14 protein-coding genes are annotated in these 13,761 nt (G+C 70.6%); 6 read left to right on the forward strand and 8 right to left on the reverse strand.

Going from position 1 to position 13,761, the window contains the following annotated elements; all coding sequences use genetic code 11:
* Window positions 1–13 precede the first annotated feature (13 nt).
* The 5 genes from ABD378_RS16280 to ABD378_RS16300 all read right to left on the reverse strand — a co-directional run bounded on the left by ABD378_RS16280 (window position 14) and on the right by ABD378_RS16300 (window position 3,013).
* A complete protein-coding gene (locus ABD378_RS16280; protein WP_344521622.1) occupies window positions 14–1,132 on the reverse strand; it encodes an ADP-ribosylglycohydrolase family protein in 1,119 nt (372 codons plus the stop codon).
* Between the two features lie 204 nt (window positions 1,133–1,336).
* Window positions 1,337–1,774 (reverse strand): type II toxin-antitoxin system VapC family toxin, encoded by a 438-nt coding sequence (locus ABD378_RS16285; protein WP_344521623.1) that lies wholly within the window; start codon window positions 1,772–1,774, stop codon window positions 1,337–1,339.
* The gene (locus ABD378_RS16290; protein WP_160505612.1) at window positions 1,771–2,040 is read right to left on the reverse strand and encodes a ribbon-helix-helix domain-containing protein; all 270 of its coding nucleotides are present in this window, start codon (window positions 2,038–2,040) and stop codon (window positions 1,771–1,773) included. The genes ABD378_RS16285 and ABD378_RS16290 overlap by 4 nt, the downstream gene beginning before the upstream one ends.
* Before the next feature lie 35 nt (window positions 2,041–2,075).
* Complete coding sequence (locus ABD378_RS16295; RefSeq protein ID WP_344521624.1) at window positions 2,076–2,501, reverse strand: DUF4267 domain-containing protein; 426 nt, start codon at window positions 2,499–2,501, stop codon at window positions 2,076–2,078.
* A gap of 62 nt (window positions 2,502–2,563) precedes the next feature.
* Window positions 2,564–3,013 carry an anthrone oxygenase family protein gene (locus ABD378_RS16300; protein ID WP_344521625.1) on the reverse strand — a complete coding sequence of 150 codons (450 nt, stop codon included), beginning with the start codon at window positions 3,011–3,013 and terminating at the stop codon, window positions 2,564–2,566.
* A 103-nt stretch (window positions 3,014–3,116) separates the two neighbouring features.
* Here ABD378_RS16300 and ABD378_RS16305 point away from each other — a divergent pair, with 103 nt between their 5' ends.
* The 3 genes from ABD378_RS16305 (at window position 3,117) to ABD378_RS16315 (ending at window position 6,811) form a co-directional block, all read left to right on the forward strand.
* Window positions 3,117–3,695 (forward strand): TetR/AcrR family transcriptional regulator, encoded by a 579-nt coding sequence (locus ABD378_RS16305; RefSeq protein WP_344521626.1) that lies wholly within the window; start codon window positions 3,117–3,119, stop codon window positions 3,693–3,695.
* 128 nt (window positions 3,696–3,823) lie between these two features.
* The gene (locus tag ABD378_RS16310; RefSeq protein WP_344521627.1) at window positions 3,824–5,227 is read left to right on the forward strand and encodes an FG-GAP-like repeat-containing protein; all 1,404 of its coding nucleotides are present in this window, start codon (window positions 3,824–3,826) and stop codon (window positions 5,225–5,227) included.
* Between the two features lie 180 nt (window positions 5,228–5,407).
* Window positions 5,408–6,811 carry a VCBS repeat-containing protein gene (locus ABD378_RS16315; protein ID WP_344521628.1) on the forward strand — a complete coding sequence of 468 codons (1,404 nt, stop codon included), beginning with the start codon at window positions 5,408–5,410 and terminating at the stop codon, window positions 6,809–6,811.
* 38 nt (window positions 6,812–6,849) lie between these two features.
* Here the strand turns inward: ABD378_RS16315 and ABD378_RS16320 are convergent, their stop codons facing one another.
* Genes ABD378_RS16320 through ABD378_RS16330 form a run of 3 tightly spaced genes read right to left on the reverse strand, consistent with a single transcriptional unit; the run spans window position 6,850 to window position 10,994 of the window.
* Window positions 6,850–9,486, reverse strand: coding sequence for a bifunctional FO biosynthesis protein CofGH (locus ABD378_RS16320; RefSeq protein ID WP_344521629.1), 2,637 nt, complete (start codon window positions 9,484–9,486; stop codon window positions 6,850–6,852).
* A gap of 36 nt (window positions 9,487–9,522) precedes the next feature.
* Window positions 9,523–10,425, reverse strand: a complete 903-nt coding sequence (locus ABD378_RS16325) for a TIGR03619 family F420-dependent LLM class oxidoreductase (RefSeq protein WP_344521630.1) — start codon at window positions 10,423–10,425, stop codon at window positions 9,523–9,525.
* 29 nt (window positions 10,426–10,454) lie between these two features.
* Complete coding sequence (locus ABD378_RS16330; protein ID WP_344521631.1) at window positions 10,455–10,994, reverse strand: hypothetical protein; 540 nt, start codon at window positions 10,992–10,994, stop codon at window positions 10,455–10,457.
* 132 nt (window positions 10,995–11,126) lie between these two features.
* Between ABD378_RS16330 and ABD378_RS16335 the strand changes: the two genes are divergently transcribed.
* The 3 genes from ABD378_RS16335 (at window position 11,127) to ABD378_RS16345 (ending at window position 13,586) form a co-directional block, all read left to right on the forward strand.
* Window positions 11,127–11,543 carry an ankyrin repeat domain-containing protein gene (locus ABD378_RS16335; protein ID WP_344521632.1) on the forward strand — a complete coding sequence of 139 codons (417 nt, stop codon included), beginning with the start codon at window positions 11,127–11,129 and terminating at the stop codon, window positions 11,541–11,543.
* A gap of 59 nt (window positions 11,544–11,602) precedes the next feature.
* Window positions 11,603–11,938, forward strand: a complete 336-nt coding sequence (locus tag ABD378_RS16340) for a hypothetical protein (RefSeq protein WP_344521633.1) — start codon at window positions 11,603–11,605, stop codon at window positions 11,936–11,938.
* 106 nt (window positions 11,939–12,044) lie between these two features.
* Window positions 12,045–13,586, forward strand: a complete 1,542-nt coding sequence (locus ABD378_RS16345; protein ID WP_344521634.1) for a CehA/McbA family metallohydrolase — start codon at window positions 12,045–12,047, stop codon at window positions 13,584–13,586.
* Window positions 13,587–13,761: the final 175 nt, after the last annotated feature.

Genomic DNA, 13,761 nt, shown 5'->3' on the forward strand with positions numbered 1-13,761 from the left:
TCTGAGAAACCCCTCACGCCCGCGGATACCGCGCCAGCCACCCCGGCGACGACACCGCGGGCCCATGCAGCGCAGGCCCCTGAGTCATCTCCATCGCAAAATCATCTGCCAGCTCAAGAATCGTCGCGCGCCCCTCAAGCTCGGTCAGCCACCCCGGCGGCAACGCGGTCTCGCCGTGCAGCGCGCCGAGCAGCGCCCCGCACAGGCCGCCCGCGGCGGACGAAGCTCCCCCGTGATTGACGGCGAGCCGCAGCCCGTGGCGGATGTCCTCGCCTACGAGGGCGCAGTAGACGGCGGCGGCGAGCGCACCCTCGGCTCCCCCGTCCCCCATCAGCTCCTCCACCCGGGAGGGAGTGGGCATCCCCTGGCGCACGGCTCCCAGCGCATGCTTCAACGCATCGGTGACGGGCTGATGACCGGGCCGGGCGGCAAGCAGCGCGAGCGCCCGCTGAATGGCGCCGTCCAAAGACTCACCGCGGGCCAGACCGTGCACGAGGATGGTGTGCGCGCCGGCCGCGAGATAGGCGCTCGGATGGCCGTGCGTCTGCACGGCGCACTCCACGGCCAGCTGAAGCACCAGCTGCGGCTCCCACCCGACCAGGAGCCCGAAGGGAGCGGACCGGGTGACGGCTTCCGTCCCCTTCTCGTCCGGATTCATGGGGGCCTCGAGCGTCCCCATGTTCTCGTCGCCGAACCCGACCAGACAGGCACGGGCGGGCGACCGCCGCGAGTAGAGCCACTCCTCGCGCGCCAGCCACCCGTCTTCCTTGCGCCGCTCGTCGGGGCCCCAGTCGCTCTGGGTGGCCGCCCAGCGGCGGTAGGCGCGGTGCAGGTCGGTGGGCGGATGCCAGGCGCCGGTGTCGCGGCGCACCTGGGCGCGTATGAGTCCGTCGACGGTGAAGAGGGTGAGCTGTGTGGCTGCGGTGACGGTTCCGCGCCTGCCGTGGGCGGGGGCGGGTTCGGTCAGACCTTCCGCGCCGTGAGCCTCCCGTATCCCTTCGAGGCTCAGCTCATCGACGGGCGCGCCGAGGGCGTCCCCGACGGCGGCTCCGAGCAACGTGCCGCGAACCCGGCTGCGGAAGTCCTGCTGCTCGGCGCGGCCCCAGACTCCGGTGGCTGCTGCGGTGCTCACGGCACCTCCTCTCCCTGCTCTCGGCGCGCACCCTCTGCGCACGTTCTGCGCAGCACTGTAATCGAACGGGAACGGTCGGTTCAGAGGCGAAGGGATATCTGAAGAGTCGCCCTTCAGATCACTTTTGACCGGGCTTCACAGGGGCTTTTCATGGATCTTCGGAGGTCCGCGAAATGTCCATGTCCTGGCCACAGAGCAACCGGGTCAGAGGTCGTCCGGCAGGATCCGGAAGTGGGTGTACCGGCCCCCGAGAGGGCGTACGGCCCGAAAGTCCCGGATGTCCCGGGTCAGTACGGCATCGGTGTCGTACTCGGCGGCCAGGGCGACGTTCACGGCATCCACGAGATCGAGGCCGAGGGAGTCATACCGGGCCCGTACGGACAGCGCCACGTCGAGGTGATCCGGAGTGGGAGGGGCCAGGACAAGCCGCATCTGGCGTGCGCGCGCGATGAGCGAGCGAAGGATGCCGTCGGCTGCGGCACGCCCGGCACGACTGGCCGCCACTTGGTGGACCTCGGTCAGGGCGAGAGGGGTGGCGACGAGAAGAGCGCACTGGTCCGCGGCCTTGCGGACCGCTTCGTGATCCGGGTCGGAACGGTTGTAGAGCGTGAGCAGTCCGGAGGTGTCAGCGATGGCGATCAAGCCGCGTGCCCCCGATTGCGGCGCTCTCGCGCCTCATGTGCGCCGGTCACAGCCGTACGGATGTCGTCATCCGTGACCGGCCCACCAAGGTCGAACGTCTCCTCATCGGTGACGAACGGCTCGTCCCAGATGCGGGTCGCCAAGGCGATGCGGTGAATGCCCTCGCGGATTATTTCGGCCTCCGAGACTCCCATGCGTGCGGCAGCCTCTTTGATCATCGCGAGGTCTTCGTCATCGGCGTAGACGTTGGTTCGCTTCAGTGCCATGAGATCCATGGTACAGGTCATGTACCACACCTGCCCTAGGCGGGCTGCGGGGCGAGCGCTGCCGGAGCGGGCGCGGCCTTGCGGGTCTCTCGCATTATCAGCAGGCCGTTGACCACCATCAGTGTCGCGGTCAGGCCGTGGACGCCGAGCGCGGTGGCCACGGAGCCGTGGTGGGCCAGCACGGTGGTCATGTCGCCGTACGCGGCGAGGGCCTCCACCAGCAGCGCCCAGCCCAGGGCCCGGCGGTGGCCCGTCACCAGCAGGATGCCCAGGACCAGGGCCAGGACGACGTCGCGGATTCCCTTGACGATCAGGAAGCCGCCGCCGTCGCCGGACGGCCAGCTCGGCAGGCCGAAGCCCGGCGCCGTCGTCTCCGGGCTCAGGATGAACTCCGTCCCGAACCAGAGGATGAAGAGGATGAAGGCGGCGGCCAGGACGGTGTTGATCTTCTTTAGCGACATTGTTCTTCCCCTTGTGAGTGAGTCTTCGTCGACTTGGTGAGGTGGGCGGTGAGCCCGTGGGCTCAGGCGAGGGCGGCGACCAGCAGGGCGAAGGCGGCGATGATGACGGCGACGCGGACGTAGTGGAAGCGGTCCCAGCGGGTCAGCTGCTGCTTCCAGTCGGCCGGCCGGTTGTCGGCGGCGGTCCACGTCTTGACCCGGTTGTTGATCGGGACGAGCACCAGGATCGACATGAGCACGCTGAGGATCAGCAACCCGGCGGCGACGACGACGAGACCGGTGCCGTCGTGGTCCCATCCGGCGATGGCCCAGCCCCCGACGAGGACGAGCGAGCCGATGTACCAGAACGGCATCACGGCGCCGCCCACTCGGGCCCCGTGGACGCGGCCGAGCAGGCCGTTGTCGCCGAGGAGGGCGTTGAGGGTCGGGTTGATGAAGAAGGGGACGGCGAACTCCACCCCCACCATCACGCCGACGATGACGGTGGTGATGACCTCGAGTGCGTTGAGCATGATGACCCCTCCTGGAATCCAGCGCCGAATCTAGCGCCGCTAGGTGATGAGGCAACGCTAGTACTACTGCCGCTCGGTTGTCTAGCGATGCTAGGATCTAGTCATGTCGGTACAGGAACGCAAGCAGCGCGAACGGGCGGAGCGCGAGCGCCTCATCGTGGCGACGGCCCGCGAACTCGCCGAGCAGCAGGGCTGGGACGCGGTCACCACCCGCCGGCTCGCCGAGCGCATCGAATACAGCCAGCCCGTCCTCTACAGCCACTTCCGCGGCAAACGCGAGATCATCGGCGCCGTCGCCCTCGAAGGCGCCACGGAGATGGCCGTGGCGGTGCGGGCCGCGACCTCCCGCGCGAACAGCCCGCGCGAGCGCGTCGCCGCCCTCGCCCACGCCTACCTCGACTTCGCCACCCGCAACCCGGCGGTCTACGACGCCTTGTTCCAGCTCGACGGCGGTCTCCCGTACGCACAGGAGGACACCCCGGAACCTCTCAAGGACGCCTTCGCCGCGCTGCTTGAGAGCCTGGGCGAGGTCGCCGGGGACGGCGTCGACCCGGGGCTGTTCACCGAGACGTTCTGGGCTTCCCTGCACGGCCTGGCGACCCTGACCCGGGCGGGACGGCTGCCGCCGGAGTACATCGAGCCGAGGGTGGAGCTGCTTGTGGACCGGCTCCCCATGGGCTGACGCACCATCCCGGCGGGAAACGGTACGCGGGAAACGCCACGCGCCGTGAAGGTGAACCCAGCGTTTACAACCATCCGCCCCAGGCACTGGTCTCCCCTACGTCACAGCAGTTCCCCCCAGGAGGACCAGTGCGCCGTTCCCTCATAGCCGCCGTCGCCGTCACCGCGCTCGCGACGCCGTTCGCCATCGTGGCCACCGGCGGCTCCGCAGCCGCCGCGCCCGTCCCGCACCGCACCCCGGTGGTCGACTTCAACCATGACGGGTACGCCGACCTCGCTGTGTCCGCCGGTCGCGGCACCGTCGACGGCAAGACCGGTGCGGGGTACATATCGATCGTGTACGGGTCGGCCGCGGGCGCCGACACCGCGCACGCCGAGCAGATCAGCCGTGCGACGCCGGGCCTGCCGGGCACCCCTGAGCAGGGCGCCGGCTTCGGCCTTCGTACGACCACCGGTGACCTCGACGGTGACGGCTACACGGACCTCGTCGTGAACGACGAGCCCTACGACGTCGTGCTCTGGGGTTCCGAGCACGGCCTCACCGGCATCTCGCAGCTGCCCGGCGAGTCCGTGTGGGACCTCAAGGCCGGGGACTTCAACGGGGACGGCAAGGGCGACCTCGTCGCCCTCTCGCAGTCCGGGCTCGAGACCCGCTTCGGGCCGTTCACCCGCGACGGGAAGCCCGCGTCCGCCAAGAACCTCGACATCGGCGATGACGCCCCCGCCGACATCATCGTCGGCGACATGACCGGCGACGGCGCCGACGACCTCGTCACCAGCCACTCCTTCGAGGAGATGCAGTACTCCTCGCGCCTGTGGAAGGGCGGCAAGGACGGCTTCACCGGCGCGACGACCCCCACCGGCAAGTTCACCGTCGACGGCGTCATCGCCGACGTCGACAAGGACGGGTACGGCGACCTGGTGGCCCGCGAAGTCGATGAAGTCTCCGAGATGCAGACCCTCGACGCGGGTGCCGTCCGTGTCGTCTACGGGGCCGCCTCCGGGCTCTCCGATCGTACGAAGCTGATCAACCAGGACACCGCGGGCGTTCCCGGCGTGGGCGAGCAGGGCGACGAGGATCTGGGCGACAAGGGCGACCAGTTCGGCTACTCGATCTCCGCGGGTGACGTCACCGGCGACGGCTACCCGGACATCGCGGTCGGCGTGCCCGGCGAAGACGTCGGCTCCGCCGGGAACACGGGCGCCGTCGTCCTCCTCAGGGGCGGCGCGGGCGGCCTGACCGGCACCGGCGCCCAGGCCTTCAACCAGTCCACCGCCGACGTCCCCGGCGTCTCGGAGGGCGACGACGCCTTCGGCTCCGCGGTCCTGCTCTCGGACGTGAACAACAACAACCGCGCCGACCTGACCGTGGGCGCTCCCACCGAGGACGGCACCGTCAAGGACTCGGGCGCCGCCTGGCTCCTGCGCGGCTCGCAGAACGGGCTGACCACCACCAACATCACGTCGTTCAGCCCGTCATCGCTCGGCACGGCGCAGGAGGGCGCCCTCTTCGGAGGGAAGCTCTCTCGCTGATCAGGGCGGGCCGAGCGGGGGCTGGAACTGCCTTGATCGGGCGTGGAGTTGCCCGAGGGAAACGGCAGGACCCGTAACGGAAATGTCCGGGCGTCGTAACGATGAACCTGTGGTGTACAACCGCTTGCCTCAGGCGCCCGTCTCCTCTTGTGTCACAGAAGTTTCCCCACAGGAGGACAAGTGCGTCGCTCACTCATAACCGCCGTTGCGGTGGCCACGCTCGCGACCCCGCTCGCCGTCGTGGCCACGGCAGGTTCCGCCACCGCGGCACCCGCCGCCTCGGCGAGCAAGCCCGTGACCGACTTCAACCATGACGGATACGCCGACCTCGCCGTCTCCGCGCCCCGCGGCGCCGTCGGCGGCGTGGCCGGCGCCGGCTACGTCTCGATCGTGTACGGCTCGGCGTCCGGCGCCGACACCGCGCACGCCAAGCAGATCGACCGCACCACCCCCGGCGTACCCGCTGACCCCGAGGACAACGGCGGCTTCGGTACGTCCACCGCGGGTGACCTCGACGGCGACGGATACACCGACCTCGTCGTGCACAACGGCAAGGTCGACGCCGTGATCTGGGGTTCCGCGGACGGCCTGACCAAGGGCGGCCCGCTGCAGGGCGATTACACGGATCAGCTGAAGGCCGGCGACTTCAACGGCGACGGCAAGACCGACCTCGTCACCAACGCTCAGGACAAGATGGAGGTGCGCTACGGCCCGTTCACCCGCGACGGGAAGCCCGCCTCCACCTCGTCCGTCGAGAACAGCGACGACGGCCCCCAGGACCTCATGGTGGGCGACGTGACCGGTGACGGCGCCGACGACCTCGTCACCGGCCACGCCATGGAGGAGATGCAGCACTCCTCGCGCCTGTGGAAGGGCACCAAGGACGGCCTCTCCAAGACGTCGACGCCGACCAAGAAGTTCACGACGAACGGCGTCATCGCCGACGTGGACAAGGACGGGTACGGCGACCTGGTGGCCCACGAGGTCGACGAGGTCTCCGAGACCCAGGTGTACGACGCGGGCGCGATCCGGGTCATCTACGGCTCCAAGTCCGGCTTCTCCACCCGCACCGCGAAGATCGACCAGGACACCGCGGGCGTCCCCGGCGCCGGTGAGGCGGCGGAGATCAACGGCCCCGAGTACGGCGACCAGTTCGGCTACTCCCTTTCCGCGGGCGACGTCACCGGCGACGGCTACGCCGACATCGCGGTGGGCGTGCCCGGCGAGAACCTCGGCAACGTCGCGGACACCGGTGCGGTCGTCCTGCTCAAGGGCGGCGCGAACGGCCTGACCGGCACCGGTGCCCAGGCCTTCAACCAGGACACGGCGGCCGTCCCCGGCGTCTCGGAGAAGGGCGACTACTTCGGCGAGGAGGTCCAGCTCACCGACGTGAACAAGGACGGCCTCGCCGACCTGACCGTGGGCGTGCCCCAGGAAGACGGCACGACCAAGGACTCCGGCGCCGCCTGGCTGTTCCGTGGCGCCAAGACGGGCCTGACGACGACCGGCATCACGTCGTTCAGCCCGTCATCGCTCGGCACCCCGGAGGCAGGAGCCCGCTTCGGCGCCGGGATCACCGGCTGACCCCTCCTCCGCCAGAGGCTCCAGGCCCCCGAGAGCCTCTAGTCGAGGACCGGCAGCAACTCCGGGAGGTGGCCGTCCGAAGCGGCGGCCGCCTCCTGGCGCTCCTGCGGCACCTCTCCGTACAGCGTCGTCCGCGGCTTCGCGGGCCGCCCCGCCTCCTCCGCGATGGCGATCAGGTCCTTGACGGAGCGGTACGAGCCGTAACTGGAGCCCGCCATCCGGGAGATGGTCTCCTCCATCAGCGTGCCGCCCAGGTCGTTCGCGCCCGAGCGCAGCATCTCCGCCGCCCCCTCCGTGCCCAGCTTCACCCAGCTGGTCTGGATGTTCGGGATGTGCGGGTGGAGCAGCAGCCGCGCCATCGCCATCACCGCGCGGTTGTCGCGGGTGGTCGGCCCTGGACGTGCGATGCCCGCCAGGTACACCGGCGCGTTCGTGTGGATGAAGGGGAGCGTGACGAACTCCGTGAAGCCCGCCACCCCCTTGGACAGCGCCTCCTGCTGGATCGCGGCCAGCGTGCGGAAGTGCCCGAGCCAGTGCCTCGGCTGGTCCACGTGCCCGTACATCATCGTGGACGAGGAGCGGATGCCCAGCTCGTGGGCCGTCTTGACCACCTCGATCCACGTCGCCGTCGGCAGCTTGCCCTTGGTCAGGACCCAGCGCACCTCGTCGTCGAGGATCTCCGCCGCCGTGCCGGGGATCGAGTCGAGGCCCGCGTCCTTCGCGGCGCTGAGCCAGTCCCTTATCGAAAGTCCCGTCCGCGTCGCGCCGTTGACGACCTCCATCGGCGAGAAGGCGTGCACGTGCATGCCGGGCACGCGCTCCTTCACGGCCCGCGCGATGTCGAAGTAGGCGGTGCCCGGCAGGTCCGGGTGGATGCCGCCCTGCATGCACACCTCGGTCGCGCCGACCTCCCAGGCCTGCGCGGCCCGGTCCGCGACCTGGTCCAGGGAGAGCGTGTACGCGTCCGCGTCCGTGCGGCGCTGGGCGAAGGCGCAGAAGCGGCAGCCGGTGTAGCAGACGTTCGTGAAGTTGATGTTGCGCGTGACGATGTACGTGACGTCGTCGCCGACCACGGACTTGCGCAGGTCGTCCGCGATACCGCACAGCGCGTCGAGCGCGGGCCCGTCCGCGTGCAGCAGGGCCAGGGCTTCGGCATCCGTCAGGCGCGTCGGGTCGTCGGCGGCCGTCTTGAGCGCCGTCCGTACGTCGCCGTCGATGCGTGAGGGGACCATGCCGGGCGCCGCCTGCTCGCGCAGGGCCTCCCAGTCGCCGTACACCTCGTCGAAGTCGTCACGCCGGTCGGACGTGCGTCCCGTCGTGTCGATCGTGCGGTGCAGGTCCGTGCGGCCGGAGGACGAAGCGACGTATCCCTCGTCGGGCTCCTGCCAGGGGTGGCCCTCCACGACCGCGTCCGGACGGGCCAGGCCCGTCTCCGGGTCGGCGAGCGCCCGCACGTGCGGAAGGAGCCGCGGGTCGAGCCACGGCTCACCCCGCTGCACGAACTCCGGGTAGACACACAGCCGTTCCTCCAGGCGGAAGCCCGCCGCCGCCGACTGCTCGGCGAGCTCGTCCAGCTGCGGCCAGGGCTTCTCGGGGTTCACATGGTCGATCGTGACCGGGGAGACGCCGCCCCAGTCGTCGATACCCGCGCCGATCAGACGTGCGTACTCCCCGTCGACCAGATTCGGCGGGGCCTGGATGCAGCCCGCAGGACCCATGATGTGCCGGGCCACGGCGACCGTCGCGACCAGGTCGTCCATCTCGGCGTCCGGCATGCCGCGCATCGCCGTGTCCGGCTTGGCGCGGAAGTTCTGGATGATCAGTTCCTGGACGCCGTGGTACGAACGCGACACGCGCCGCAGCGCGAACAGCGAATCCGCGCGCTCCTCGTACGTCTCCCCGATCCCGATGAGCAGCCCGCTGGTGAAGGGCACGGACGACCGGCCCGCGTCCTCCAACACCCGCAACCGGACAGCCGGTTCCTTGTCGGGAGAGCCGTAGTGCGGCATGCCAGGCTCGCTCCACAGCCGCTCGGCGGTGGTCTCCAGCATCATGCCCATCGACGGCGCGACCGGCTTGAGCCGCTGGAAGTCCGTCCAGGTCATGACGCCGGGGTTGAGGTGCGGCAGCAGACCCGTCTCCTCCAGGATGCGGATCGAGATGGCGCGGACGTACGCGATCGTGTCGTCGTACCCCTCGGCCTCCAGCCACTCCCGCGCCTCGGGCCAGCGGTCCTCGGGCTTGTCCCCGAGTGTGATCAGGGCTTCCTTGCAGCCGAGTTCGGCCCCGCGCCGCGCGATGTCCAGGACCTCGTCCGGAGACATGAACATCCCGTGGCCCGCACGCCGCAGCTTGCCGGGAACGGTCGCGAACGTGCAGTAGTGGCATTTGTCCCGGCACAGGCGGGTGAGCGGGATGAAGACGCTCTTCGAGTACGTGATGACGCCGGGCCGCCCCGCCGCCGCGAGCCCCGCATCACGCACCCGCGCGGCGGACGCGGCGAGGTCCTTCAGGTCGTCGCCGCGCGCCTGGAGCAGCACGGCGGCTTCGGCGGTGTCGAGCGCGACGCCGTCCCTGGCGCGTTTGAGGGCGCGGCGCATGGCGTTGGCGGTGGGTCGTGCCGGCGCGGGGGCCGACTCCTGAGGGCCTGGATCCTGCGGCGCGCTGTTGGTCATGCGTCCGAGCATACGAGCGACAGCGCGCAGAAACAGCTACAGGTCAGTGCTGCTTCGGTCCTGCTCACCGGCGGCAGGTGTGAGGTGCACGTATCGCTCGAACCCGTCGAGCACCCGGAGCACCTCCGCCTCCCCGCGCGCCGGGAGCTGCACGACGACCTCGTCCACGCCGAGTTCTTCGTAGTGGGCGAGCTTCCCGTCGGTCGGCTCGACGGCGGAGAGCGCCACGTACAGGCCGGCAGGGTCGCGGCCCGCGTCGGACCAGGCGGTGCGGAGCGCGGGGAGCGTATCGCGCAGCCCGCCGCCGCCGATGGGCAGCCAGCCGTCGGCGTACTCCGCGATGTGCGCGAACAGCTTGGGCCCCGCGGCTCCGCCGATGAGGGTGCGGGGACCGTACAGAAGGCCTTCCTTACGAGGGCGGGGCGCACGCACCGGCTTCGGGTGGACCTCGCTGGCCCGCACACTCCCGAACTCGCCCTCGTACGCGGTCGGATGCTCGGCCCACAGCGCCCGCATGACCGCCATCCGGTCCCGCACGAGCGCGCGCCGCGTGCGCCAGTCGACGCCGTGGTCGGCGGCCTCCTCCTTGTTCCAGCCGTAGCCGATGCCGAGCGTGAACCGGCCACCGGAGAGGTGGTCGAGGGTCGCGATCTGCTTGGCGAGGTCGATGGGGTCGTGCTGCCCGACGAGCGTGATGTTCGTGCCGAGCCCCAGCGTGGCCGTGACGGCGGCGGCCTGGGCGAGGGCGACGAAGGGGCCCAGCATGCGGGCGCACTCGGGCGGGAGTTCACCGCCGGGGTAGGGGGTCTCGCGGGAGACGGGGATGTGGGAGTGCTCGGGGAGGTAGAGCGCCGCGAAGCCTCGCTGCTCAAGCTCCTTGGCCAGGCGGATCGGGGTGATGGTCTCGTCGGTGAGGTAGAGGGTGGCGGCAACTCGCATGGAACGGCCTCCGGGTCGCGGATCGGGGCTCACTTACTAGCCGTCAGCGGCGCAGGAGTCCATGCCGTGCCCGTGTGTCCCGTCCGCCGCCGGTAGTAGGCGAGCGTCACCGCGACGAGGAGCGGGGCCCACAGGAGGAGCGGTGCGTAGCAGGCCACGAGGACCGCCTCCTTGACCGCGCTGTCCGTTACGCCCGCACCGAGGCCCGCGTACTGGGCGTAGATGAACCAACCCATGATCCCGAAGAGACCGGCCGCTCCGAGCAGGGCCGGAACCACCGCGGCGAGCGGCCGCACCCTGCGCCCGCCGAGCAGCGGGACCCAGCCCGGCACGACCTCGCCCCACCCCCGCACCAGGCCGAGCGTCAGCAGTGCGAGGCCCTCGGACACGACGCTGAGCCCCAGGACGTAGAGCACCATCCCCCAGCCCCTCACGGGCTCGTCGGCCACCGGGAGCCCGGCCACGAGGGCGACGCGCCACAGCGCGGAGGGGAGGGTGGCCAGGGGGACGGCGTGGGCGGCGAGTACGGCCCACCGGGGCACGTCGGGCAGCGCGATCGTCTTCATCATGCGAGCCATGCTGGCCGCGGGCCCGTGCCTCCCACATCGGCGTACGGGCCGATCAGAGCCCGTTCCCCTCCGCCGCACGGGGGAGCAATAAATCCGACCGCCTCACGCGCCCGCCGAACTACCCTGCCCCTCATGAGCAGACGACGCCGCAAGAAGCAGACGCAGAAGCTGGTCCTGGCGGCGGAGCTGGGCCGCACCACCGAGGTGAAGGCACTGCTGCGCGCGGGCGCGGACCCGCACACCCCCGACCCCGACGGCACCACCCCGCTGTACGGCGCGTCCGTCCACGGCACGGCGGCCATCGTCAGGGCCATCCTGGAGGCGGGCGCCGACCCCGACGTGGAGAGCGGCCACGGCGACCAGGGCACGCCCCTGTGCGGGGCCGCGTGCTGGGGCCACACCGAAGCGGTGCGCGAACTCCTCGCCCACGGCGCGGACCCCAACCTCCGCGAGGACCACGGCACCGGCAACTCCCCGCTGTCCTGGGCGACGCAGGGGTCGCACGAGGAGACGGCCGCCGTGCTTCGTGCGGCGGGCGCCAGCGCCTAGGCGCGGGGCTCCGCGTGCCCTAGGATCCGCCGGAATCGAAGGAATCGGGGCATTCCATCATGCGACTTCGCTTCGCGACCGTACTGCTGCTGCTCGGCGCACTGCTGGGGGGAACTGCTTCCGCGGGCGCGTACGCGGCCTCCCCGCGGACCGCGGCGGTTTCATCACCGTCGACAGGAACCGCTTCGACGACGCACATGACCGGAGCCGCGGCCGCCAGGACGGACACCAAGGCAGCGGACGAGGCACAGGCCAAGCCCAAGAAGAAGAAAAAGAAGAAGTCCAAGGGCGGGTCCATCGGGCTGATCCTCGGGATCATCGTCGTCGTCATCGCGGTCATCGTCATCGTCTCGATCGCCCGCAACCGCGTGCGCAAGGCCCGCCGCGGCGACTGAGCGACACCCCGCGTAAGTCTGTCAATTGCCTTCCCTTGCCGGAGAGTTCACGGCTCAATACCAGGGTTGCCCTGCAGTCCCTTCCGACACCCTGGGGAGCCGACACATGTGCGAGGACGAACACCACCGGGCCAGATCCGCCAACACACCCCTGAACCGGCGCGGTCTGCTCGTGACGGGAGCCGCCGCCGCGCTTACGTTGAACAGCGTGAGCTTCGCGAGCGCCGCAGAGCGTGACTCCAAGAGTGGCGACGAGACCAAGGTGGTGCGCGGGACGCTGCCCACCGGGTCGCCCGACTTCGTGTACCTGCCGGTCGAAGTCCCGGACGGGGTACGGGAGATCCACGTCGCGTACACCTACGAGAAGGTGACGGTCCCGGCGGGCACCCAGGGCAACGCGCTCGACATCGGCATCTTCGACCAGCGCGGCACCGCCCTCGGCGGCAAGGGATTCCGGGGCTGGTCCGGCGGCGCGCGCACGGAGTTCTTCATCCGCGCCGACGACGCGACCCCCGGCTACATCCCGGGCCCGGTCAAGGCGGGCACGTGGAACATCGCGCTCGGCCCGTACACGGTCGCACCACAGGGCCTGCCCTACGAGGTCACGATCACCCTCAAGTACGGGGCGCCCGGCAAGACGCCAAGGCCCGTCTACCCGCCGGATCGGGCGAAGGGGCGTGGCCGCGCCTGGTACCGCGGCGACTGCCACCTGCACTCCTGGTACTCGGACGGCAGGCGCACCCCCGCCGAGATCGCGGCGCTCGCGCGCGCGGCGGGCCTCGACTTCATCAACTCATCCGAGCACAACACGCACTCCGCGCACGCCCATTGGGCCGACCAGGCGGGCGACGATCTCCTCATCATGCTGGGCGAGGAGGTCACCACCCGCAACGGCCACGTGGTCGCCCTCGGCACGGACCCCGGCACGTTCATCGACTGGCGGTACCGCGCCCGCGACAACCGCTTCGGCAAGTACGCCCGCGAGATCCGCGACGCGGGCGGCATCGTCGTCCCCGCCCACCCGCACGCCACCTGCATCGGCTGCAACTGGAAGTTCGGCTTCGGGGAAGCGGACGCGGTGGAGGTGTGGAACGGCGCGTACACCCCGGACGACGAGGTGTCCCTTGCCGACTGGGACGGCACGCTCGTCGCGGCCGTCCGGGGCAGGAAGCCGTGGATCCCCGCCATGGGCAACAGCGACGCCCACCGCGACCCCGACCCCATCGGCAGCCCGCAGACGGTGGTCCTCGCGGACGACCTCACCCGCGAGGCCATCCAGGCAGGCATCCGCGCGGGCCACAGCTACGTCGCCGAGAACAAGAACGTCACGCTCAAGTTCACGGCCACCGGCGGCAAGGGCAAACAAGCAGGCATCGGCGAGCGCCTCTACGTCGAGCAGGACGCCCCGGTGACGGTCCGCCTGGACGTCACGGGCGCCCCCGACTGCACGATCCGCTTCGTGACGGACCAGGGCGTCCTCTTCACCAGCCCCGCGCTCCCCGCATCCGGAACCGGCACGGCGGAATGGCGGACGACGCCTTCGTACGCGGCATACGTACGGGCCGAGGTCCGCCACGCACCGGTGACACCGGGCCTGCCCGGCCCCCTGGCGGCGTTCACGAACCCGGTGTTCCTGGGCCGGAACTAGTACGGGACGACGGCTTCCCCTACCCCTTCGGTTCGGGTGCGCCGTCGACCGCGGGTGCGTCGTGGTTGCTCGCGCAGTTCCCCGCGCCCCTGAGGCAGCGGCTTCGCCGCGCCTCATGAAGGCGCACGCAGCGCGCCTTTCAGGGGCGCGGGGAACTGCGCGGCCAGCCCCCACC

Origin of the sequence: Streptomyces rectiviolaceus (assembly GCF_039533825.1) — a bacterium.
Lineage (GTDB): Bacteria > Actinomycetota > Actinomycetes > Streptomycetales > Streptomycetaceae > Streptomyces > Streptomyces rectiviolaceus.